Consider the following 21,931-nt stretch of genomic DNA (forward strand, 5'->3'; position numbering starts at 1 on the left):
ATTCAAATAATTATCAACCTAAACTCATTTGCTTACGCCTCGTTGATGGACCGTCGCAGATGGCCGATGGGCCGCGTTCCGACTGGCGGCGGCGCCGGTTGTAAGGCAGTGGAAATGGCCTGCCAACGGCCAGCGCATTTTGGGGCGGCACCTCACGTTGCGGATAGCGCCTTGGTAATTGGGTTGGTTTTGAACAGAAACCGGGTGGGATTGGCGGCGTTGTGCGCGGCCATAAACCGGTCGGCCACTTCGAAGGCGACGGACAGGCGCGTGGTTTCGTCGAGCACGCCGGTGGCTACGTAGCCCGTGGCCACAGCCGTGTTGCCCTGGTATTGCGGCCGGTTCAGCAAGTCGAACAGGGCGCGCTTGAGGGGCCGGAGCGGCTTTTTCAGCCAGTCGAAGGGCACGCGCTGCGTGAGCACGTTTTTCAGGCTGCTGTAGCGCTTGTCGTAATAGTAGCGGATGCGGTCGGCTTCCTCGTCGCTGGCCCGGCGCCATTTCTGGCCGCTGTTCATCACCCGGAAATTGCTTTGCGGGTTTTCGAGGCGCACGCTCATTATGGCCGTGCTCCAGGCCAGATTGACGTTAAGGCTGGTGATGCGGTAGGTGAACTCGGTGTCGACCTGCACGGTGCCGGTGTGCAGCAAGCCGGTGAGGGCCAGTGATTCGCGGCGAATGAGCAAGGGCAGGCCAATCATCCAGACCACTTCTTTTTTGTCGAGCCAGCGGCGGAAGTTTTCGGCCACATCGTCGTAAAAACTGACGGTTTCGAGGTGCTCCAGGTGAATCAGGCCGGTGTTGCCGGTGAGCACATCCACTTCCGGGTTGGCCAGCATGAATTGCTTGGCTTCGGCGATGGCCTGGTAGCAAAACGCGTCGTCGTCGGTGATGAGCTTCAGCAATACGCCTTGGGCCCGCAGGAAGCCCTTGTTGAACCCGTGCGCTTCTCCTTTGTCGCGCTCCGACACAAACTGCTGGATTTTGCCGGCCTCGAACAGTCCTTGCAGGTATTCCTTGGTGCCGTCCTTGCTGCCGCCGTCGCACACCACAATTTCCTCGTCGGGCTGGCGGGCCGCAATCAGCCGCTCCACCACCTGCCGCAGGAAAGGCAGCTTGTTGTAAGTCGTCAGAACGTAGGAAAGCGTGTACATAAGGATAATAGTCAGGGATGGGCCCGGCAACCACTGCCCGGCCGGCGCGGGCTAGTAGCCCAGCCGGCGGGCGTATTCCAGCATCTTTTCGCGGGGGCGCGCCTTGACGGGCCGGGCCGGCACGCCCACGTACACCGTCCAGGGTTCGGTGTCTTCGGTCACGAAGGAGCAGGCGCCCACCACGCTGCCCTCGCCCAGCGTCACGTTGGGCATGATGACGGCGTTGGTGCCGACACCCGCGAAGCGCGCGCACCGAATGGTGCCAAAATCCACGGTGTCGCGGAATTCCTCCGGCACCGTGACGCTGGTGAAACCGTCGCCCATAAACCGGTCGGAACCGCAAATGAGCCGGCTCCCGGCGGCAATGGTCACAAAATCTTCCACCACAAGGGTGCTTTGCGCGCCGCCGATGCTGGTGATATAGGGCGACAGGTGCACGTAGTCGCCGATTTGCGCGGCGGTGGTCAGGTACACCCCCGAATCGATGGCGACGTGGCTGCCCACCGTGACGAGATGCGGCCGACGAATTTCTACCCGGGCACTGATAAATACGTCTTCGCCGCAGCTTTTCAGCTGCGCCTTGTCGTACTGGGCCGAATCGGAAATAGCTGCCATGGCGGGACTTGGTAAGGGGAGGCGGCAAGAAGCGGCCGGCCCGCTGGCGTCGCCAACGAACCGGCCGCTTCCGGGCCAGCCGTTAGGGCCTAATACGGGAAAACCGATTCGTAGTAGGTGATGGTGTTGGCAATGCCTTCTTCGAAATCCGTGAACTCAAAGTCCGGGAATACCTGGCGGAAACGGGTGTCGTCCATCACCTTCTTGGGGGCACCGTCGGGCTTGGTGTGGTCCCACACCACGTTGCCTTTGTAATCGAATTTGCTCTGGATGATGTCCACCAGTTCTTTCACGCTCAGGCCATCGTTCTGGGCCACGTTGAGCGGATTTTCCAGGCCGGGGCGGTCGGGCTGCAGGAGCACGGCGCGCACGATGCGGGCAAAGTCGGGGGCGTAAAGCCATTCGCGAATGGCCACGCCCGTGCCCCAGATGGGCAGCTCGGCCTGCGCGGTTTTCTCGGCCTTCACAAACTTGGAAATCAGGGCGTTCAGGGCGTGGGCTTTGTTGGGGTCGGTCGAATCGTAGGGGCCGTACATGTTCGGCGTGAGCAGGTTGATGCTGCGGATGCCGTACTGCATCTGGAAGCACTCGGCCGTGGCCCACAACAGGCGGCGGGTGGCGCCGTAGCTCAGCACCGAGCGGTGCAGGTGGCCGTCCCACCACTCGTCTTCGCGGAACAAATCGGCCTTGGCCGGGTAGGCGCAGTTGGCAATCGGGTTGATTACCAGGGCCAGCGGGCACGCCTGGGCAATGGCTTCGTACATGCCCAGAATCATGCGCGAGTTGTCGGCCACCACGGTGGCGGCTTTTTCGGTCACGTAATTCAGGCTGCCCACGTGGGCCGCGCAGTTGACGATGTGCGTGGGCTGGTGCTCCTGCAGAAACGCGGTGGCAGCGGCCGTATCGCGCAAGTCCAAGCCGTCGCTGAGCGAGCTTTCGATTACGTCGATGTTGTGACTGCGCAAGTCATTGGCCACATTGCGGCCGGCGAAGCCCTTGGCTCCAAACAAAACAACTTTCATGGTAAGCAAATTAAGAAAAGGGCGTTACCACCCTTGTTTGATGATGTCAATAATGTAGGCCACCTGCTCGGCGGTCAGGGCGTCGTGCAAAGGCACGTGCACCTGGGTTTCGTCGAAGCGCCGCTGCTGCACCAGCTCCGGCCGCTTGCCGCCAAACAGCGTATTGCGGTCGATGCCGTCGTGTACGACAGAAGAGGCAATGCCGTGCGCATGGAGGTGACGCATGAACGCCGGCCGGGCTTCTACGTGAAAGCCGAACAGCCAGTGGGCGCTTTCGCGGTCGGACTGGTGCTGGAAATGAGTTAGCCCGGGTACGCTTTGCAGGCCCTGCCGGTATTGCGCCACCCGCTGCCGCCGCTGCGCCATGCGCTCCTCGAAGCCGGTCAGGTTGGCCAGCCCGAGGGCGGCGGCGTAGTCCGACAGGTGGTATTTGAAACCAACCTGGGTCAGGTCGTATTGGCGCTCGCCGGTTTCGGATATCGGCGAGTGGGCCCGGTCGATGCCGAACCAGCGGCGGCGAAACACCTCCTCGGCCTTGGCCGGGTCGCGGGCACAGAGGGCGCCCCCGTCGCCGGTAGTGAGGTGCTTAATGGCCTGAAAGCTAAAGCACGTGTAGTCGGAAATCGTCCCAATGGCTTGCCCCCGGTACGTGGCCCCAATGGCATGGGCCGCGTCCTCGATGACCACCAGCCGGTGCCGGGCCGCAACGGCGTGGATTTCGGCCATGTCGCACGGGTAGCCGCCCCAGTGCACGGCCATGATGGCCCGGGTGCGCGGCGTGATGCGGTGCTCAATGTCGGCCGGGTCGAGGTTGCCGTTGTCGTACTGGATGTCGGCGAAGACGGGTTTGGCGCCGGTTTGCAGGATGGTCATGGCCGACGCAATAAAGGTCTGGGCGGCCAGAATGACTTCATCGCCGGCGCCCACACCGGCCACTTCGAGGGCGAGGTGCAAGGCGCTGGTGCCGCTGTTGAGCGCCGCCGGGTGCAGCAGCCCAAGCTGCGCGGCTAGCTGCGTTTCGAATTCCTTTACCTGCTCGCCTTCGCTGAGCATGGTGCTGGCCAACACCTCGGCCACCCGTTGCGGGGCCGTGGGATGCACGAAGGTCGCAAACAGCGGGATGGGCTGGCCACCTGAGAAAGGGGGCGTGTCGGCAATACCGGTCATGAAACTATCGTGGCTTGAAGGCGCAAAGATACCGCAGCGGCCCTCCCCTGCCGTTGCGCTGCGCATTGCGGTTCGGGCCAAGGGTTAGCGCTCGAAGGGCAGGGTGCGGCGCTGGCGGCTGCTTTCCTCGGCCAGCTCGATGATGCGGATGACCTCGCGGGCTTCCTCGGGCCGCACCAGCAGGTCGGCCCCGGCGGTGATGACGCCGTGGATGTTGCGGTAGAAATCGCCAAAATTACCCAGCTCGCTTCGCACGATGCCGTTTATTTCCAAGCCGTTGACCTGGGTATTGATGCGGCCCCAGAAGTTCTCGGGCTCCAGGCCCCAGTCGGGGCCGAGGTGCGGCACCACGCCCTGGCGCAGGGCGTCGTCCTGCACATCGCGGCCGTATTTCATGAACGTGCCCTGGTCGCCGAACACGGTAAACTGCGGAAACGGCTCCTTGGCCAGCATGCTGCCCTTGAGCGTGGCCTTTAGGTTCGGGTATTCCAGCACCACCTCGAAGCTGTCGCACGACTGACCGCCGGTGCGCTGCACCCGCAAATCGGCGCGCACGGCCTCGGGCAGACCGAAGAGCTGCAGGGCCTGGTCGATGAGGTGGGTGCCCATGTCGTAGAAAATGCCGCCGCCGGGGCCTTCGTCTTCTTTCCACGAGCCGGCCCGGATGCTGTTGCGGAAACGGTCGAAGTGGGCTTCGTACTCCACGATGCGCCCGAGCATGCCGCTCTCACACACCTTCTTTACAGTGCGGAAGTCGCTGGAAAACCGGCGGTTGTGGTAAATACTCAGCACCCGCTTGTGCCGGGCGGCCAGTTCGATAAGTTCGTCGGCTTCGGCCACCGTGAGCGTAAACGGCTTGTCGACCACCACGTGCTTGCCGGCTTCGAGGGCCTGCTTGGCCAGCGAGTGGTGCAGGCTGTTGGGGGCCGCCACCACCACGAGGTCAATTTCCGGGTCGTCGAAGATGGCCCCGCTGGTGGCCACCACCTGCGTGTGGCCGTGCAACTCGCGGGCATGAATCTCGGGGCTGGTGCTCGTGGTCCGCACCTTGCTCAGCCGGTAGCCGGCATAGGCATTCAGAAAGGGGGCGTGGTAGATGCGGCCGGCGCTGCCAAAGCCCAGCAGGCCCACGTTAATGATGGAAGTAGTTTTCACGAAGCTAACAAATGACGAAACGGATAAACGGGACAAGCACCGGCTTTCCGGCCGCTACGCCAGGAAGGCTTCGCCCTTGGCCGTTTTGTAAGCCTCGTAGAGCGTGGCGCGGTGCTTGGCGTAGAGCGTGCCGAAGTCCGTCAGTTCGTATTTCTCGGGCACAATGGTGGAAGAGCGGCGGTAAATCAGGTCGTATACCTTGCGCTTCACGGAGTTAATCATGCGCTCGCGCTTGGCCTGGGCCACGGGGCGGCCGGTGGCAATTTCGCGGTACACGTCGTTGAGGCCCTGCTCCACGCGCTTGATATTGATGAATTTCAGCGTGTTGCTGTCGGGGTTGATGATGCGCACGAACACCGGTTTGCGGTACCAGGCCATCTTGATGGGCAGCGAGGTGATGCGGTAGGTGTATTCGTTGTCGACAAAGCGGCTGAGGGCGTGCGTGAGGCCGATGAGCGTGAGGGCCGAGCGGCGTATCATCAGGCCGGGGCCGTAGAAACCGAAGGGCTCTTTCTCGTTTTTCCACTTCGTGAAGTGGGGCAGGTGCGTCACCAGCTCCAGCTCCTGGCCGGTGTAGTTGTCGAAGCCGTCGGCGCCCACCACGTCGTACTCCGGGTGCGTGAGCAAAAACTCCTTGCATTCGGCAATGGCCGGGTAGCAGAACACGTCGTCGTCGTTAATCCACTTCAGCAGCTGGCCCTTGCAGGCCATGAGGGCGCGGTTCACGCCGTGGGCCTCGCCGCGGTCGGGCGCGGAAGTGTAGTACTGGATTTTCTTTTCGGCGAACAATTGCTCCAGCCATTCCACGGTGCCGTCTTTGCTGCCGCCATCGGCTATCACAATCTCCTCGTCGGGCTGGCGGTTGTCAATCAGGTCCTGCAGCACCACCTTCAGGTAGGGCAGCTTTTGAAACGTGGTGATGTAATAGGAAAGCCTGATTTCCGGGTTTGATGCGTTGTCCAACGTGCTAAAATGTTATCGGCGGGGCAGGATTGCCACTTTGCCAAGCCCGGGGCGCTCCTTCTTTCGGAATAAAAAGACGAAGAAGCCCGGTCAATTGGCCGGGCAAAGTTCGCCTATTTTCGTCTTGCAGCCAAAAACACCTGCCCTTTGCCAGGACTACCACCGCAATAGTCGTTTGATTGGCAGCTCATTACCCCCGCGCAAAGACCCCGCTCCCGCTCCAACGGCCGGCCGGCTTCGATGGGCCGGCGTGTTCACTGTGGCAAATGCCGGGTAATTTTGCCGGGCGGCGTGGGCTGGCGCACCGCAGCGGCCAGCCCACGCCGGGCCTCCAACCTGCCCCATGACCAACCTTGTCCTTCTCTCCTACGGGAGCCAAAACGAATACCGCCGGGCGGTGCTCGCCGTGCTGAGCTTTTTCAGCTACTACAAAGCCGGGGAGGCTGCCCCAGAGGTACGGGTTATTTTATTCACGGACAGCTCGGATTATTTCTCGAAGTATCTGGGGCATCTGCCGGTCGAATACGTCATACTGACGTCGGCGCAGCAAACGGCCATGATGGGGACCGTGGGCTACCGGCACCGCATCAAGGCGGTGGTGGTGGGCGACACGCTCCTGCGCTTCCCGCAGGACAACCTGCTGTTCTTCGATTCCGATACCTTTTTCACCCAGCACCCCGGCCCACTGCTGGCCCGCATTGCCCCCGGCACCAGCCTGATGCATACCGTGGAATTCACGTTTGCCGACCAAGCGCAGGTGGCGCTGCCCAACGGCAAGACGGTCAACGATTTCAATAAGCTGCTCGAAGAGAAGCCGTTTGCGCTTTCGCGCGGCCCCGAGCGGTTTTCGCGCACCCAGCAGTGCTGGAACTCGGGTGTGCTGGGTCTGGCCCCCAGCGTGGCAGCGTATCTGCCCGACGTGTACCAACTCATTGACTACCTGTACGCCAACTCCCACTGGCACATTGTGGAGCAGATTGCCTTCTCGCTGGTGCTGCAAACCCGCGACATCATCGAGCCGGCCATCGACTACGTGTACCACTACTGGGAAGGCGACAAGAAGGTAGCTGCCGACGCCTTGCTGGCCGAAACGATTAATGCCGATTTTCTGGCCTTGTCGGCCGATGCGCAGCGGGCGGCCGTGCAGGCGCTGGTGCAGCGCTTGCCAACGGCGATTCCGGCTTACCTGGCCGCGCACGGCGAGATTGGCACGAAGCAGGCGGCCATCACGGCCTTTAACGCCGGCCGGTTTGGGGCAGGCTACCGCGCGGCATTCTCTTACCTGCTCAAGGTGCCCAATGACAGCAAGTTTCTGCGCGATGTGCTCTACCACACCAAGCGCATGCTCAAGGGGAGCTAGCTACGGGCGCGCAGCGGGTAGGCCCGGCGCGGGCCGGAACAGCCGGTAGATTATCCAGCCCACTACCACGAGCACCAGCCCCTGCCCTATCAGGTATTCATTGCTAATCCAGGGGCCCTGGTTCATGAAATAGACCTGGAAGGGCCAGTGCAGCATGATGCCGGTGTGCACGAAGGAAAAGGACGGAAACCGGTCGTCGGGCTGTCCGAAGGTGGGGTCGAACCAATTGAAGGGCAGCCACATTTTGGAAATGAGCAGCAGCAGCGCGGCCGTCCAGGCAATGGCCGCGCGGCGGATGGGCAGCGCGTCGGCCACTACGGCGGTGACCAGCGCCAGCAGCGGCAGCACATTGGCCAGCTGCCGGGTTTCGCTGTTGATGCCCTGCACCATCACCACCATGAGCATCAGGCCCAGGCCCAAGCCCAGCCGCTGCACGGCCACCAGCACCCGCGGCCAGAACAGAATCATGACCAGCGCCGGCAGGCCGTAGTACACGCCGTGCGACACCAGGAACTGGAGCGGCCGCTGTAGCACCGCGAAAGTCGTGTTAATCAGGAAAGTCTTGAAGGGCAGGTACGGCCGGGTGGGGTCGCCCAGGCCACGCGTGAGGGCCACATAGGCCACCACCAGCGTCAGCACGGCCAGCCATTCCAGGCGCGGGCGCAGCACTTGCTTCACCAGCGCCCACATTTCGGCCCAGCCGGGCAGCACACGCCGGGCCAGCGTGAGCTGCGTGTAGTAGAGATACGCCGCCGTGAGAACGATGCCGACCGGCAGCAACGGATGCACATCGGGCGCCATGCGCGGCGGGATGGGCACGTTGCGCACGTACAGCACCCCAACGAAGAGCAGGCTGAAGAAGGCAGCGATGCCCGCCGCCCACAGTTGGCTCAGCAGGGGGTTGTGCGTGCGGGGCAGGGGCTCCTGGCGCGGAATAAGCAGCAGCAGCGTATTGTAGGCCAGCGCCGTGGGCCAGATGGCCAGCGACAGCAGCGCCGTGAGCCAGAGGCCCAGCGTTTTGCCCCGCAAATAGAAATGCAGGCTCAGAATGCCGACGGTGGTGCTGAGCCGGTCGGTGGTGAAGGGAATGTAGAGGTCATATTTGGCGAAGGCGAAGTTGGCCAGCAACGCCAGGTAGCCCACCCATTCGGCGGGCAGCGACAGTTGGAGCTGCGCCGCAATACGGTGCCAGGCATATACGATGATGCCTCCCAACAGCAGGTTAAAGACCTGCATCCACAAAATCAGGTTGTGGTCCTGAAACGGAATGCCGAACAGCTCAAAAAAACCATGCAGCACAACAAACGGCAAAATGCGCTGAATACTGTAGCTGTTGACGCGTAAATCGAACAGGTTGTGGTTCAGGTCAATGGCAATCCGTCGGTAGTACTCGCCCTCCCAGGCAAAGCCGTTGTGCAAGGGAATGATGTCCGGAAAAAAGATGTACCACAGCGACAAAATCGTCGACAAAGCCAAGCAAACCCACAGGGGTGACCGGTAGACTTTATCGGCGAGGGACTCGTTGGTTAACGGCGCGGCGGTACTGGTTGGAAGCATAAGGGCTTTGGTCAGAAATTCGAGTCGAATGTTGGTTGGTCGCGGCGCCCCATCAGGCGGCACGCGGGGCCGGGCTGGCCGGGGCCGCCGTGGGTTCGTGCAGCTCCTTCACCACGTAGAGCGGGCGCTGCCGGGCGGCGTCAAGCCCGCGCCATACGTATTCGCCGATAACTCCGAGCGCCACCATCTGAAAAGCCGAAACGAAGAGCAACACCACCATCAGGGTAGTCCAGCCGGCCGGCTCATCGGGGCTCACCACTTTCAACAGAATGATGTAGAGGCCGTAGATGAGCGCCACCCCGCCCAGCCCCAGCCCGACGGCCGAAATGGCGCGCACCGGGAAGTAGGAAAAGGACAGCAGCGAGTCGATGAGCAGCTTGATTTTTTTGGATAGCGTCCACCGCGACTTGCCAATCTCGCGCTTGCGCCGCACGTAGGGGATGTTCACGTACGGAAAGCCCAGCCACACCATGAGGTAAAACACGTTGGAGTTGCGCTCGCGCAGGGCCACCACTTCTTCGCTCACAATGCGGTCGAAGAAGACGAAATCGAAGCCGCCGTCCGGGATATTTTTCAGGGCCAAACGCTTCATCAGCCAATGAAACGTTTGGGCAAACCAACGCGAAGGGCCGGTTTCCTCGCGGTCCTGTCGGTTGCCGATGACCAGCTTGAAGCCCTTTTTCCAGTAGTCGTACATCTGCACCATCAACTCCGGCGGGTCCTGCATGTCGGCGGTGATGACGGCCAGGCAGTCGCCGGTGGCGTGGGCCATGCCCGCCACGATGGCGTTGTAAGAGCCCACGTTGGCCGCCAGGTCCACGATGCGGATTTTGCCCGGGTAGGCAGCCTGCGCGCGCTGCAAAGCCCCGATGGTGTCATCGCCGGAGCCGTCGTTCACGAACACATACTCGAAGCTTACCTCCGGGGGGAAGTTGGCCTCGTTGGCCACGAGTTCGCGCGCCGTGACGGGAATGTTGTCTTCGTTGAAGTAGCAGGGAATTACAACCGAAAGCTTGGGCATGGGGAAGGGCATTAGGGAATGACCACCGGGGCAGCAAGCCCCGGCAGCAAAGCGTCTCCCTTGCAGGAGCCGCGTGGGGGCCTATTGCTGCGGAAAGCTGCGAATGGCGGCCGCAACGGCGGCCACGTGCTCCTCCGTCATGCCCGGCCACATGGGCAGGCTCAGGCAGGTGGCGGCCAGCTCTTCGGCAATGGGGAAGGCGCCCGCGGGCAGTTGCATGCTGGCATAGGCCTGCTGCAGGTGGGGCGGCACGGGGTAGTGGATGAGCGTGCCAATGCCCTGGGCCGTGAGGTGCTGCTGCAGCGCGGCGCGGTGCGGCGTGTGCACCACGTAGAGATGGTAGACGTGGGTGGCCCCCGGAGCCACCACCGGCAGGCGCAGGTCGGCGATGCCTGCCAGGTGCTGGTCGTACCAGGCGGCCACTTGCTGGCGCTGGCGCGTCCATTCGGGCAGGTGGTTCAGCTTCACGCCGAGCACGGCGGCCTGCAGCTCATCGAGGCGCGAGTTGTAGCCCACTACTTCGTTGTAGTATTTCTGCTGCGAGCCGTAGTTGCGCAGCACCCGCACTTTCTGGGCCAGGTCGGCGTCGTTGGTGGTCACGGCGCCGGCATCTCCCAGGGCGCCCAGGTTTTTGCCCGGGTAGAAGCTGGTGCCATTCACGGCCCCGAAGCTGCCGGTGAGGCCGCCGTCGAACGCCGCGCCCTGCGACTGGGCATTGTCTTCCACCACGTGCAGGTTGTACTGCTTGGCCAGGGCCATGATTTCCGTCATGCGGCAGGCTTGGCCGTACAGGTGCACGGGCATGATGGCGCGGGTGCGGGGCGTGATGGCCGCCGCAATGCGGGCGGGGTCGAGGTTGCTGGTGGCGGGGTCGGGCTCCACGGGCACGGGGGTGCCGCCCACCTGCGTCACGGCCAGCCAGGTGGCGATGTAGGTATTGGAAGGCACGATGACTTCATCGCCGGGGCCGATTTCCAGCACGCGCAGGGCCAGCACCAGCGCGTCGAGGCCATTGGCCACGCCCACGGTATGGGCTACCTGGTTGTAGCCCGAATAGGCCTGCTCGAACTTCTGTACCTCTTCGCCCAGCACATACCAGTACGAATCGTACACGCGCCCAATGGCGGCCATAATTTCCTCGCGGGCCGGCTCGTGCTGGGGCTGGAAAGACAAAAAGGGAACACTCATAATACTAGTCAAAAAAGATATCAGGAGAAATGACAGGCCAAAACGTGGCTGGTGGCCCCCAGCCGGAAGCCCAATTTTTCGCAAGTTCTGAACACGGCCCGGTTCGTGGCCTGCGTCGTCATCATGACCTGTTCAAAACCCAGCTCCCGGGCCCGGCGCACCGTTTCGGCCGTCAGGCGCAGGTGCCACCCGCGGTTGAGCGGCCCTACGGCCGTGAGCAACACCCGCGAGAAGCCCATGCCCAGCGCTTCGGCATCGGCGCGCAGGTCGCCAATGGCCAGGAAAGAATCGACGGGCAAGCCCGGCTCATCGGGCACCAGCACCGCATCGGCAAAGCTGCCGCTCACGGCCGCTTCGGCGTAGCGGGCCAGAAAAGCATCGCCCCGCTCCGGCCCAAACCAGGGGTCGGCGTGGAACCGGTCGTAGGGATTGCGGGCGGTGGCCGAAACCCGGCCAATGTGCGCCGCTTCGTCGGGCCGGGCCAAGCGCACCGGCGACGGCGGTGGCAGCGTGGCCGCGTCGGTCGGGCAGTGCAGGTTCAGCCGGGTTTCTACCAGCCGCCAGCCGCCGCCCGTTAGGGCCTGCAGCAAGGCAATGTCTTCGGCCGGCACCACGCTGAAGGCGTAGAAAGGGCCGCGCGCAGTCAATTGCTCGCGCAAGGTGGCTGCGGCAGCCGCTAAGTCGGCCGGCGCCGCATCATCGGCAAAAAGACCGGTGAAGAGGCGGTAGGTAGGCGTTCCGAAGTACTCGGAGTCCCAAGCCAGCTGTTGCACCAGCCACTGCCCGCTGCCGGCCGTCATGGCCAACACTTCGGCGTGCGGCTCGGCCGCGAAGCGCCGCGCGGCGCCTGTGCCAAACCGCTCCTGCTGCACATCCAGCGGCAATTCCCGCAGGAACTGATAAGGCGAGTGCAAGGCCAGCATTTCCGCCCGGCTAGCCAGCAGGGCTTCGTCAACGCCGACCAAAGCGGGAGTTACTGCTGGGCCTGCCATACCGTCCGAAACTGTTCGTACTGGCGGATGTAGTCGGCCTCGTCATAAGCGGCCGAAGCCATCACCAGCTGCACCGCCGAGTGCGAATACTGCATGGTGTGCCAGGCATTGGGCGGCACGTACAAGCCCACGTTAGGGTCTTCCAGACGAAACGTCTGAATGGTACCATCGGCCAGCTCGGTCGTGACGGTGATGCGCCCCGACACGGCCACGAGCACTTGCTGCGTTTGGTGGTGCGCGTGGCGGCCCCGCACAATGCTTTCGGGCGTGTAATACGTCCAGAAAATGCGCTGCACGTCAAACGGCACCAGCTTCTGCTGCTCAGTGACCGAGATATAGCCGATTTCAGGCGCCCCCAGCTTCGGAAACTCTATCAGGTACGGGGGAGAGAATGTAGTCATACCGGCTCTACTTCACGTGCTCCTTGAAGTACTCCAGCGTGCGGCGCAGGCCTTCGGCGCGGTCCACCTTGGGCTCCCAGCCCAGGATTTCCTTGGCCTTGGTGATGTCGGGCCGGCGCTTCATGGGGTCATTTTCGGGCAGGGCTTGGTAGGTCGGCTTGAACTCGACGCCGGTGAGGCGCGCGATTTCCTCGCCAAACTCCTTAATGGTGATTTCCGACGGGTTGCCGATGTTCACGGGCAAGTGATAGTCGCTGAGCAGCAGGCGGTAAATGCCTTCCACCAGGTCGTCCACGTAGCAGAACGAGCGGGTCTGGGAGCCGTCGCCGAATACGGTCAGGTTCTCGCCGCGCAGGGCCTGCGACAGGAAAGCCGGCAGCACGCGGCCGTCGTCGAGGCGCATGCGCGGGCCGTAGGTGTTGAAGATGCGGATGATGCGCGTCTCCAGGCCGTGGTGGTTGTGGTAGGCCATGGTGATGGCCTCCTGGAAACGCTTGGCTTCGTCGTAGCAGCCGCGCGGACCTACGGGGTTCACGTTGCCGAAGTATTCTTCCACCTGCGGGTGAATTTCCGGGTCGCCGTATACTTCCGAGGTGCTGGCAATGAGCATGCGGGCGCCTTTCACGCGGGCCAGGCCCAGCAGGTTGTGTGTGCCGAGCGAGCCCACTTTCAGGGTCTGAATCGGAATCTTGAGGTAGTCAATCGGCGAGGCCGGCGAGGCGAAGTGCAGGATGTAGTCCAACTTGCCGGGCACGAATACGAACTTGCTCACGTCGGCCTGATGGAACTCGAAATCGGGCCGGCCAAACAGGTGCTCAATGTTCTGGAGCGAACCCGTAATCAGGTTGTCCATGGCAATGACGTGGTAGCCTTCCTTCAGGAACCGGTCGCAGAGGTGCGAGCCCAGAAAACCGGCTCCGCCGGTAATCAGGATGCGTTTTTTTTCTTCGGTGGTATTGTCAGTCATAAATTTTTCTTGTCATCCTGAGCGCAGCGAAGGACCTTCTCACGTCCGCGAGCCCGGGTAAATGGTAATCCTGAGAGGTGCAGCGGTGATAAGGTCCTTCGCTGCGTTCAGGATGACAGCTATGGTTTGGTTACGCCTTCACCGGCTCCTTATGGTCGGTTTTCACGCCAATGCAATGGTAGGCAAAGCCGATGGCTTTCAACTCGCTGGCTTCGTAGATGTTGCGGCCATCGAAAATGACTTTCTGCTTCATCAGGCGGGCCACCACGTCGAAATTGGGCGAACGGAAATCGGGCCATTCCGTCACCACCAGCAGGGCGTCGGCGTCGATGAGGGCGGCAAACTCGTCCTTGGCATAGGTGATGCTGTCGCCCAGCGTGTGCTCGGCTTCCTTCATGGCCACGGGGTCGTAGGCCGTTACGGTGCAGCCGGCAGCCAGCAACTTTTCGATGATGACGAGAGAAGGGGCTTCGCGCATGTCGTCGGTCTTGGGCTTGAAGGACAAGCCCCAGATGGCGATTTTCAGGCCCCGCAGGTCGCCGCCGAAATGGCGGCTTACTTTGTTGAAGAGCACCGATTTCTGGTCCTCGTTCACGCTTTCCACGGCTTTGAGCACCTGCATCTGGTAGCCGTTGTCTTCGGCCGTTTTGATGAGGGCTTTCACGTCTTTGGGAAAGCAGGAGCCGCCGTAACCAATGCCGGGGTAAATGAACTTGGTGCCAATGCGGGCGTCGGAGCCGATGCCCTGGCGCACCTTGTTTACGTCGGCGCCCATGATTTCGCACAGGTTGGCCACGTCGTTCATGAAGCTGATTTTGGTGGCCAGCATGGAGTTGGCCGCGTATTTCGTCATCTCCGCCGATGGAATGTCCATAAAGATGATGGGGTGGCCATTCAGCAGGAAGGGCTTGTAGAGGCGGCGCATCACCTCCTCGGCGCGCTCCGACGACACGCCCACCACAATGCGGTCGGGCTTGAGGAAGTCGTCGATGGCGGCACCTTCCTTCAGGAATTCGGGATTAGAGGCCACGTCGAACTCGATGTCGGCACCGCGCTTGGCTAGAGCTTGCTCGATTTCGGTGCGCACCTTGGCGGCCGTGCCCACGGGCACCGTGCTCTTGGTCACGATGACGCCGTAGCTGTTCATGTTTTCGCCAATGGCGCGGGCCACGGCCAGCACGTATTTCAGGTCGGCCGAGCCGTCTTCGCCGGGGGGGGTGCCCACGGCGATGAACGCCACGTCGCAATCCTTGATGGCTTCGCCGATGTTGGTGGAAAAGTGCAGGCGGCCCTTTTCCACGTTACGGCTCACCATTTCTTCCAGGCCCGGCTCGTAAATCGGCAAGATGCCTTGGTGCAGGTTGTCGATTTTCTTTTGGTCGATGTCGATGCACGTCACGTCAATGCCGACTTCAGCAAAGCACGTTCCTGTTACCAAGCCAACGTAGCCAGTGCCTACAATTGCAATCTTCATATATGATTCAGAAAAAATGAAAGGTTAAGTTCGAAAGTAATCAATCTGTTGACGTTAGTCCTCGTCGACACGACATTGGTCTTCGGCCGACTTTGACGGACTATTCAGTCACGATTTGATACTTGTATTGTGCTTTTTGAAGCAACTCACGCTCTTGAATATTGTAACCCTCAAACTGATACGGTTTGAAATTGATAAAGTGCGGCGCAGAGTACAGCACTTTGTTCCTTTTATTGAGCAGTGGGTTGGGACCGGGAATAACGCGAATCGGGAAAAGGAATGCAAAATTCACCAGCGCGGTGGTGTCCTGCTTCAGACTGGCAGGTGATTTCGTGGTTGCCCACCGTGGCTGCGGCATATCGTATTTCAGGCCCGGTGATGCGCCTATTTCGTTGAAATAAGAAAACTGCTCACCGGCATAATTATTCGAATACCGACTATATAGCAGGTCAAAAGGATATTCTACCTTTTGATAACTGAAAAAGAAAACCGCAAACGAAACTACGGCCAACACACCAACCGATGCCATAGCATAGTCGCCAAGCTTGTTGCTTAGCAAATGCTTGACGCCGTAAACTGCCGCAATCACCATGAACGGAATAAAATGATGCGTTAGCCGTCCGTAGAAAACCATTTTATGCAGGAAAAATGTCGCGGTGGCATGAAGCAGAAAAAAACCGAGAGCCGTGAAAACCAGGATATCCAGGTCACTACTCATCGCCAAAAATTTAAGTTTGTAAGAAATAAGGTTTCTTACAAACAGCACAAAGTAGATGCTGAACATGATTATCAAAACAACACCCAGAATGCCTTCTACCTGAGCCAAGTACTTGAAAAGAAAAGAATACCCCTCTTCGTAGCTTCCCTGGTCGATGGTATGGGCTAGGTGAAAACTCGACAGCAGGTACGATTTGCCGCCTGCTCTCGACAGCAACTCAAAAAAGGAGAGCACTGCTGAACCACCTATCGCATAAGCAACGAAGCAATCCAGCTTCTCTTTAACAAAAGTCAGGGGAGCATCCCATTGAATTAGCAGTGCAAAAGCCAAAAACGGCGCCATGTAAAAGCCCGGATATATCGCTATCAGCAGAGCGGACAGTGCCCCAACCAAGGCGTAATCTTTTCGGTTAATAACCGCCTCTCTTCTCCTTTTCAGCACATAATATACCAAGTAGAGCATTAGGCACAGTGCGGTGTCGTAGGGCAATATGTGCCGAATGTAAATATTGCTATTTACGAGCGAGCCATAAATTAAAGTGGCAACTAAAGCGCTTGTTTTATCAGCGAGCAAGAGCAGACTGATTCTATAAAACAAGAACAAGGATATAGAAACGATGATGCAGTTGAATAAAACCGGAATAATCAATGAATCCGGGTTATTCGTATTCAGTCCAAACATCGAAAACGCACCCTCCTGCAGAAGAGCGGGCAACAATCTAACCAAGGCATCGCCTGGGCGCCCATAAGTACCGGAAAGCTCATGAAAGAAGAGTTGCACGTTCCCATGCATTAAATACTCTGCTGCCTTTAACGAGTTGTAATACCTCGTTTCATCGGGGAACATCATTGCTCCCTTTCCAACAAGAAAAAACCGTGCTACTGAAATAACCAATATAGCGATGGTAATTCCTGCTATCAACGACCGGTTTTGCTTATTTTGTATAGCGTAAGCCATTTATTTTATTTTTAGGCTGCGCCATGAACAGGTGCAACACATGGGGAAATAGCAACGCCTACGACTTAAACAAACCAAATTTTACAATGCAGTAAATTGCTCTGAAACCATCACGCCATCCAATTTTTTTCCCCTCTGCATAGGTGCGGCCATAATAGCTTATCCCTACCTCGTATATCCTGACATCTGGTACGCGAGCAACTTTTGCTGTCACCTCAGGCTCAAATCCAAACCGGTTCTCAACCAAAGTGAGGCCTTGAATGATGTCGCGCCGAAACAACTTATAGCAAGTCTCCATATCCGTGAGGTTCAGATTGTTGAAGGCATTGGAAAGTTGCGTCAACCATTTGTTGCCGATGCTGTGCCAGAAGAATAAGATGCGGTGCGGACGGCCGCCCATAAATCGGGAGCCAAACACTACGTCCGCAAAGCCTTTCAGCACCGGGCGCAACATCACGTTATATTCTTCCGGGTCGTATTCCAAATCAGCATCCTGGATGATAACATAATCGCCAGTAGCCACCCGAATACCCGTATGCAGGGCTGCTCCCTTGCCCATATTCACGGCATGCGCATGGTATGTAATTGGCAACTCTGGGTTTTCACGCATGTACCGGTGTACAGCTTCTTCTGTATTATCTTTTGAACAATCGTTCACGATAATAATCTCTTTGTCTACGCCGCCTATCAATTGCACATTTGCAATCAAATTCAAAATTTCATGAATCGTTGGACCCTCGTTGTAGGCAGGAATGACAATAGAAAGTTTCATAAGCGGTGTTTCGGTACGGTATTATTTGGAGGAGTTGAATTTAATTAAGCCATGTACTGCTTCCACCAGGTCTGGAACACGATGAGGCCCCAGATGCGGGCGTGCACATCGCCGGGGCTGCGCGAGAAGAGCTGCGTTTTCAGGGCCCGAATGGCGTCCACGTCGAAAATGCCTTGGGCCTCGATGAAGTCGTCGCGCAGCAGGTCGTTTTCGATGAGGCCGCGCAGCTCGCCGCGCATCCACTTCAGCAGGGGCACTTCGAAGCCGTGCTTGGGCCGGTCGTAAAGCTCGGCGGGCAGCTCGGAGCGGAAGGCGTCCTGCACGATGCGCTTCTTCATCGTGGCGTCGACCTTGCTGGTGACGGGGATAGAAAAGGCGAAATTGACCACTTTGTAGTCGAGGAAGGGCGTGCGCACTTCCAGCGAATTGGCCATGCTCATCAGGTCGACTTTCGTGAGCATGTCGTAGGGCAGCACCAGCTTCATGTCGGTGAGCAGCACCTCGTTGAGGTCGCCGTCGGCGTGCAGGTCTTCCAGAATGTCTTTGCGGCGCTTGGCGGCGGCTTTCTTGCCCACCTTGCGGCGGCTGGCGGCGCTGAGCAGGCTGCGGGCATCGCTGGCCGAGGCAAAGCTGGCCCAATCCCAGTACCGGTCTTTCACGCCGGCCGTCATGCCGCGGGCGAAGCGCTGGAGCTGCCGCACGCGGTTGCCCAGGAAGCTGTTGCGCGACTTGGGCAGCGCGTCCCACACAAAGCCCAGGGCCGTGACGGCTTCGGCCTTCACGCCGCCCTGGCGCACCTTGAACTCGCCCATGTGCTTGTTGTAGCCGCCGAACATCTCGTCGGCGCCGTCGCCGCTCAGGGCCACGGTCACCTTCTGGCGGGTGCGCTGGCTGAGGATGTACACGGCCAGGGCCGAGGAGTCGGCAAACGGCTCGTCGAGGTAATCCAACATGCTGTGGATGTGCTCGTAGAGGTCGTCGTTGGTGAGCGAGAAAACCGTGTGGTTGGTCTTGTGGCGCTCGGCCACGAGGTTGGCGTACTTGGTTTCGTCGAAGAACGGCTCGTCTTTGAAGCCGATGCTGAACGTATTGAGGTGCGGGGTGTGGCGGGCGGCCAGCGCGGTGATGACGCTGGAGTCGATGCCGCCGCTGAGGAAGGCGCCCAAGGGCACGTCGGCCACGAGGCGGCGCTGCACGGCGCCGTCCATCAGCTCCACCAGCTTATGCTGCTGCTGCTCGTAGCTGAGCTTGTTTTTGGCGACCTTTTTGGGGTCGTAGGGGATTTTGTACCAGGCTTTGCCCACCACTTTTCCGCCTTTGATGTAGAGGTAGTGGCCGGGCAGCAGCTTTTTCACGCCCTTGAAAATGCTGGCCGGACCGGGAATGTAGTTGAGCTGGAGGTACTGGCTCAGGGCAACATAGTCGAGCTTGCGGGGCACGCCCAGCGCCATCATCGACTTCATTTCCGAGGCGAAGAACAGCTTGTCCTCGTCGCGGTAAATGAGCAGGGGCTTCACGCCGAACCGGTCGCGGGCGATGAGTAGGGAGTTTTCCTCCTTGTCATAAATCGCGAAGCCGAAGAAGCCGTTGAGTTTCTTGATGAAGCTGCGGCCCTCGGTGATGTAGAGCTGCAGAATGACTTCCGTGTCGGTCTGGGAATGGAACTTACAGCCGCGCTTGATGAGCTTTTCGCGCAGCTCGCGGTAGTTGAAGATTTCGCCGTTGAACACGATGGTGTAGCGGCCCGACTCGTCGGTCATCGGCTGGTTGCCGTCGGCCGAGAGGTCGAGAATGGCCAGGCGGCGGAAACCCAGCCCGCACTGGTCGTATACGTAGTGGCCCTCCGAATCGGGACCGCGGCGAATGATGGCGTCGGTCGACGCCTGCAGGTTGGCCAGCGACTGGCGACCCGTTTCGGTAAAGGCAAATACTCCGGTTATTCCACACATAGTCGGCCGCAAAAGTACGACCCCGCAACCTAAAGGTCCGCAGCGGGGTATTGTCTGAACCACGGAATTATCGGATTCGCCGGATTTATCGGATTTCGTAGACGCAGATTGGTAGAGCAGGATTCGGCTTTACTGCTAACGCCGGGTGCTGAATGCGTGAACACGTAGCCCGGTTTTGATTCGTGATTTTCGACGGCCACTCCTTTTCATCACCTCCTATTTTCTTTCCCATGGACCTTAATGCGCAATTCCAGGCCGCGGCCGATAAAGTAAACAACCTGCCCGGCGACCAGGCCGCCCAGCACATGAACGAGTTTTACGGCCTTTATAAGCAGGCCACCGAGGGCGACGTGAACATGCAGCCCGGCGAAGTCGATGCCAATTCTGCCGATAAAGCCAGCGGCCCCGCCGGCCTCTCGCAGGCCCAGTGGGACTCGTGGAACCAGTTCAAGGGCGTGTCGGAGGAGGAAGCCAAGCGCCGCTACGTGGCCAAGGCCGCTGAGGTAGCCGGCGCCAGCGGCACGGCCACCGAGGCCAGCGAAGTACCCACCGACGGCCAGACCGGCGCCCCCAAAACCACCGACCACGGCGGGCTACGGGGCGACATCACGGCCGGCGCGCCCTACGGCGGCGAGGACAAGCTGAAAGGCCAGCAGGCGAAGTAATTCGCCGTTGCGAAACTCCATAAAAAAGGCTGGCTCTCTTTCGGGAGCCGGCCTTTTTTTATGCAGCAAGGACTCAACCAAAACTTGTGGAGGGGCCGACAGTTGGCAGGCCGTATCATTGCCTGATTAACCAGCCATCCTCCCTCCTACTCCGCCTTCGCTCACTTCCCAATGGACCGTCGTCTTTTTCTGAATCAGGGCACGCGCGTGGCCCTTACCGCCGCCCTGCTGCCCGCCGTGGCCTGCCAGCCGACCACCGATAAGCCAGCAACTGGCGTACCGGCTGAAACACCAGCGACGGCAGACACGCCCGGTTCCGGCGGCGTTGCGAAGTTTGAGTTGGATGAATTGACCGTGGCCGACTTGCAGGACCGCATGGCCAAGGGCACCGAAACGGCCCGTAGCTTGAGCGAGAAATACCTGGCCCGCATCAAGGCCCTGAACGAGGCCGGGCCGATGCTGCGCGCCGTCATCGAAACCAACCCGGAGGCACTGAATATTGCCGACGGCCTGGATAAGGAGCGCAAAGCAGGCAAGCTGCGCGGGCCGCTGCACGGCATTCCGGTGCTTATTAAAGACAATATTGACAGCGGCGACCAGATGATGACCACGGCCGGGGCCTCGGCGCTCATCGGGCACAAGGCGAAGCAGGACGCCTTTATCGTGCAGAAGCTGCGCGCCGCCGGGGCCGTGCTGCTGGGCAAAACCAACCTGAGCGAGTGGGCCAATTTCCGCTCCTCGCACTCGGTGAGCGGCTGGAGCAGCCGGGGCCGCCAGAGCCGCAACCCCTACGTGCTCGACCGCAGCACCAGCGGCAGCAGCTCGGGCTCGGGGGCGGCGGTGGCCGCTAATTTGTGCGCCGTGGCCATTGGGACCGAAACGGACGGTTCGGTGGTGTCGCCGGCTTCGTGCAACGGGCTGGTGGGTCTCAAGCCTACGGTGGGGCTGCTGAGCCGCAGCGGCATCATTCCGATTTCGAGCACGCAGGACACGGCCGGCCCCATGGCCCGCACCGTGCGCGACGCGGCTCTGCTCCTCGCTGCCCTGCAAGGCGTGGACCCCGCCGATGCGGCTCGGCTGCCCATTCCGGCCGGCACACCCACCGACTACACGTCTTTCTTGAAAGCCGATGCGCTGAAAGGGCAACGGCTGGGCGTTGAAAAAGCCCACTTGAATGGCCCGCCCAAAGTGGCTGCGCTGCTGAAAGCTGCCGTGGCCGCGCTCAAAGCCCAGGGCGCCGAGGTGGTCGAAATTGAGTTGAACAAGCTGATAAACCCGCTGGGTGAGGCCGAATTTGATGTGCTGCTCTACGAGTTTAAGGACGGCGTGAACAAATACCTGGCGGGCGCGGACGCAACAGTGAAAAACCTGGCCGATGTCATTGCCTACAATAAAGCCCACGCCGCCGAGGCCATGCCCATTTTCGAACAGGAAACCCTGATTCGGGCCGAAGCCACCGACGGCCTGGGCAATGCCAAATACATGGCCGCCGTGCAGAAAACCGTGACTGGCGCCCGCCAGGCCATCGATGGCCTGCTGAAAACGCACCAGCTCACCGCCATTATCGGCGTAACGACCGGGCCGGCGTGGTGCATCGATTGGGCAAATGGCGACTACTCCACGGGCGTGGACTTCTCCTCCCCCGCCGCCATGGCCGGCTACCCGCACCTCACCGTGCCGATGGGGCAGGTGCTGGGGCTGCCGGTGGGGCTGTCGTTTGTGGGCTCGGCGTACCAGGAAGGACAGTTGCTGGGATTGGGCTACGCGTATGAGCAGTCCACGCACAAGCGGGCGGCGCCGAAATTCCTGCCGACGGTGGTATAGCAGCTGCGCGATG

19 protein-coding genes are annotated in these 21,931 nt (G+C 60.2%); 3 read left to right on the forward strand and 16 right to left on the reverse strand.

Going from position 1 to position 21,931, the window contains the following annotated elements; all coding sequences use genetic code 11:
* Nucleotides 1–152: 152 nt before the first annotated feature.
* The 6 genes from Q4S41_RS15870 to Q4S41_RS15895 all read right to left on the reverse strand — a co-directional run bounded on the left by Q4S41_RS15870 (nt 153) and on the right by Q4S41_RS15895 (nt 6,073).
* The gene (locus Q4S41_RS15870) at nt 153–1,151 is read right to left on the reverse strand and encodes a glycosyltransferase family A protein (RefSeq protein ID WP_305032106.1); all 999 of its coding nucleotides are present in this window, start codon (nt 1,149–1,151) and stop codon (nt 153–155) included.
* Nucleotides 1,152–1,202: 51 nt separating this feature from the next.
* Nucleotides 1,203–1,766 carry an acyltransferase gene (locus tag Q4S41_RS15875; RefSeq protein ID WP_305032107.1) on the reverse strand — a complete coding sequence of 188 codons (564 nt, stop codon included), beginning with the start codon at nt 1,764–1,766 and terminating at the stop codon, nt 1,203–1,205.
* Between the two features lie 89 nt (nt 1,767–1,855).
* Nucleotides 1,856–2,788, reverse strand: coding sequence for an NAD-dependent epimerase/dehydratase family protein (locus Q4S41_RS15880; RefSeq protein ID WP_305032108.1), 933 nt, complete (start codon nt 2,786–2,788; stop codon nt 1,856–1,858).
* Nucleotides 2,789–2,812: 24 nt separating this feature from the next.
* Nucleotides 2,813–3,955, reverse strand: coding sequence for a DegT/DnrJ/EryC1/StrS family aminotransferase (locus tag Q4S41_RS15885; protein ID WP_305032109.1), 1,143 nt, complete (start codon nt 3,953–3,955; stop codon nt 2,813–2,815).
* A gap of 84 nt (nt 3,956–4,039) precedes the next feature.
* On the reverse strand, nt 4,040–5,110 hold the full coding sequence (locus tag Q4S41_RS15890; RefSeq protein WP_305032110.1) for a Gfo/Idh/MocA family oxidoreductase: 1,071 nt from the start codon (nt 5,108–5,110) through the stop codon (nt 4,040–4,042).
* Between the two features lie 54 nt (nt 5,111–5,164).
* Nucleotides 5,165–6,073, reverse strand: coding sequence for a glycosyltransferase (locus tag Q4S41_RS15895; RefSeq protein WP_305032111.1), 909 nt, complete (start codon nt 6,071–6,073; stop codon nt 5,165–5,167).
* Between the two features lie 343 nt (nt 6,074–6,416).
* Here Q4S41_RS15895 and Q4S41_RS15900 point away from each other — a divergent pair, with 343 nt between their 5' ends.
* The gene (locus tag Q4S41_RS15900; RefSeq protein WP_305032112.1) at nt 6,417–7,433 is read left to right on the forward strand and encodes a hypothetical protein; all 1,017 of its coding nucleotides are present in this window, start codon (nt 6,417–6,419) and stop codon (nt 7,431–7,433) included.
* Here Q4S41_RS15900 and Q4S41_RS15905 read toward each other — a convergent pair whose 3' ends face one another.
* The 10 genes from Q4S41_RS15905 to asnB all read right to left on the reverse strand — a co-directional run bounded on the left by Q4S41_RS15905 (nt 7,434) and on the right by asnB (nt 19,429).
* Complete coding sequence (locus Q4S41_RS15905) at nt 7,434–8,990, reverse strand: hypothetical protein (RefSeq protein WP_305032113.1); 1,557 nt, start codon at nt 8,988–8,990, stop codon at nt 7,434–7,436.
* 52 nt (nt 8,991–9,042) lie between these two features.
* Nucleotides 9,043–10,011 carry a glycosyltransferase family 2 protein gene (locus Q4S41_RS15910; protein ID WP_305032114.1) on the reverse strand — a complete coding sequence of 323 codons (969 nt, stop codon included), beginning with the start codon at nt 10,009–10,011 and terminating at the stop codon, nt 9,043–9,045.
* Nucleotides 10,012–10,092: 81 nt separating this feature from the next.
* Nucleotides 10,093–11,199 carry a DegT/DnrJ/EryC1/StrS family aminotransferase gene (locus Q4S41_RS15915; RefSeq protein WP_305032115.1) on the reverse strand — a complete coding sequence of 369 codons (1,107 nt, stop codon included), beginning with the start codon at nt 11,197–11,199 and terminating at the stop codon, nt 10,093–10,095.
* Nucleotides 11,200–11,219: 20 nt separating this feature from the next.
* Complete coding sequence (locus Q4S41_RS15920; RefSeq protein WP_305032116.1) at nt 11,220–12,164, reverse strand: hypothetical protein; 945 nt, start codon at nt 12,162–12,164, stop codon at nt 11,220–11,222.
* 8 nt (nt 12,165–12,172) lie between these two features.
* A complete protein-coding gene (locus tag Q4S41_RS15925) occupies nt 12,173–12,592 on the reverse strand; it encodes a sugar 3,4-ketoisomerase (protein WP_305032117.1) in 420 nt (139 codons plus the stop codon).
* A gap of 7 nt (nt 12,593–12,599) precedes the next feature.
* A complete protein-coding gene (locus Q4S41_RS15930; RefSeq protein WP_305032118.1) occupies nt 12,600–13,559 on the reverse strand; it encodes a UDP-glucuronic acid decarboxylase family protein in 960 nt (319 codons plus the stop codon).
* Nucleotides 13,560–13,689: 130 nt separating this feature from the next.
* Nucleotides 13,690–15,033, reverse strand: a complete 1,344-nt coding sequence (locus Q4S41_RS15935; RefSeq protein WP_305032119.1) for a UDP-glucose dehydrogenase family protein — start codon at nt 15,031–15,033, stop codon at nt 13,690–13,692.
* 100 nt (nt 15,034–15,133) lie between these two features.
* A complete protein-coding gene (locus Q4S41_RS15940) occupies nt 15,134–16,708 on the reverse strand; it encodes a hypothetical protein (protein ID WP_305032120.1) in 1,575 nt (524 codons plus the stop codon).
* 58 nt (nt 16,709–16,766) lie between these two features.
* On the reverse strand, nt 16,767–17,480 hold the full coding sequence (locus tag Q4S41_RS15945; protein WP_305032121.1) for a glycosyltransferase family 2 protein: 714 nt from the start codon (nt 17,478–17,480) through the stop codon (nt 16,767–16,769).
* Between the two features lie 44 nt (nt 17,481–17,524).
* The gene (gene asnB, locus Q4S41_RS15950) at nt 17,525–19,429 is read right to left on the reverse strand and encodes an asparagine synthase (glutamine-hydrolyzing) (RefSeq protein WP_305032122.1); all 1,905 of its coding nucleotides are present in this window, start codon (nt 19,427–19,429) and stop codon (nt 17,525–17,527) included.
* Between the two features lie 230 nt (nt 19,430–19,659).
* On the opposite strand from asnB, the gene Q4S41_RS15955 reads away from it, so the two are divergent.
* Nucleotides 19,660–20,094: an acyl-CoA-binding protein gene (locus Q4S41_RS15955; protein WP_305032123.1), complete on the forward strand. Its 435-nt coding sequence runs from the start codon at nt 19,660–19,662 to the stop codon at nt 20,092–20,094.
* Nucleotides 20,095–20,265: 171 nt separating this feature from the next.
* A complete protein-coding gene (locus Q4S41_RS15960) occupies nt 20,266–21,918 on the forward strand; it encodes an amidase (RefSeq protein WP_305032124.1) in 1,653 nt (550 codons plus the stop codon).
* The last annotated feature ends 13 nt before the right edge of the window (nt 21,919–21,931 follow it).

It is taken from the genome of Hymenobacter convexus (assembly GCF_030580955.1).
Lineage (GTDB): Bacteria > Bacteroidota > Bacteroidia > Cytophagales > Hymenobacteraceae > Hymenobacter.

Bases quoted from the DNA above. Each gene is read 5' to 3' on its own strand.
- Q4S41_RS15955 (WP_305032123.1), top strand. From the start codon at position 19,660: ATGGACCTTAATGCGCAATTCCAGGCCGCGGCCGATAAAGTAAACAAC.
- Q4S41_RS15905 (WP_305032113.1), bottom strand. From the start codon at position 8,990: ATGCTTCCAACCAGTACCGCCGCGCCGTTAACCAACGAGTCCCTCGCC.
- asnB (WP_305032122.1), bottom strand. From the start codon at position 19,429: ATGTGTGGAATAACCGGAGTATTTGCCTTTACCGAAACGGGTCGCCAG.
- Q4S41_RS15940 (WP_305032120.1), bottom strand. From the start codon at position 16,708: ATGGCTTACGCTATACAAAATAAGCAAAACCGGTCGTTGATAGCAGGA.
- Q4S41_RS15930 (WP_305032118.1), bottom strand. From the start codon at position 13,559: ATGACTGACAATACCACCGAAGAAAAAAAACGCATCCTGATTACCGGC.
- Q4S41_RS15915 (WP_305032115.1), bottom strand. From the start codon at position 11,199: ATGAGTGTTCCCTTTTTGTCTTTCCAGCCCCAGCACGAGCCGGCCCGC.
- Q4S41_RS15925 (WP_305032117.1), bottom strand. From the start codon at position 12,592: ATGACTACATTCTCTCCCCCGTACCTGATAGAGTTTCCGAAGCTGGGG.
- Q4S41_RS15870 (WP_305032106.1), bottom strand. From the start codon at position 1,151: ATGTACACGCTTTCCTACGTTCTGACGACTTACAACAAGCTGCCTTTC.
- Q4S41_RS15935 (WP_305032119.1), bottom strand. From the start codon at position 15,033: ATGAAGATTGCAATTGTAGGCACTGGCTACGTTGGCTTGGTAACAGGA.
- Q4S41_RS15875 (WP_305032107.1), bottom strand. From the start codon at position 1,766: ATGGCAGCTATTTCCGATTCGGCCCAGTACGACAAGGCGCAGCTGAAA.
- Q4S41_RS15960 (WP_305032124.1), top strand. From the start codon at position 20,266: ATGGACCGTCGTCTTTTTCTGAATCAGGGCACGCGCGTGGCCCTTACC.
- Q4S41_RS15910 (WP_305032114.1), bottom strand. From the start codon at position 10,011: ATGCCCAAGCTTTCGGTTGTAATTCCCTGCTACTTCAACGAAGACAAC.
- Q4S41_RS15900 (WP_305032112.1), top strand. From the start codon at position 6,417: ATGACCAACCTTGTCCTTCTCTCCTACGGGAGCCAAAACGAATACCGC.
- Q4S41_RS15885 (WP_305032109.1), bottom strand. From the start codon at position 3,955: ATGACCGGTATTGCCGACACGCCCCCTTTCTCAGGTGGCCAGCCCATC.
- Q4S41_RS15945 (WP_305032121.1), bottom strand. From the start codon at position 17,480: ATGAAACTTTCTATTGTCATTCCTGCCTACAACGAGGGTCCAACGATT.
- Q4S41_RS15880 (WP_305032108.1), bottom strand. From the start codon at position 2,788: ATGAAAGTTGTTTTGTTTGGAGCCAAGGGCTTCGCCGGCCGCAATGTG.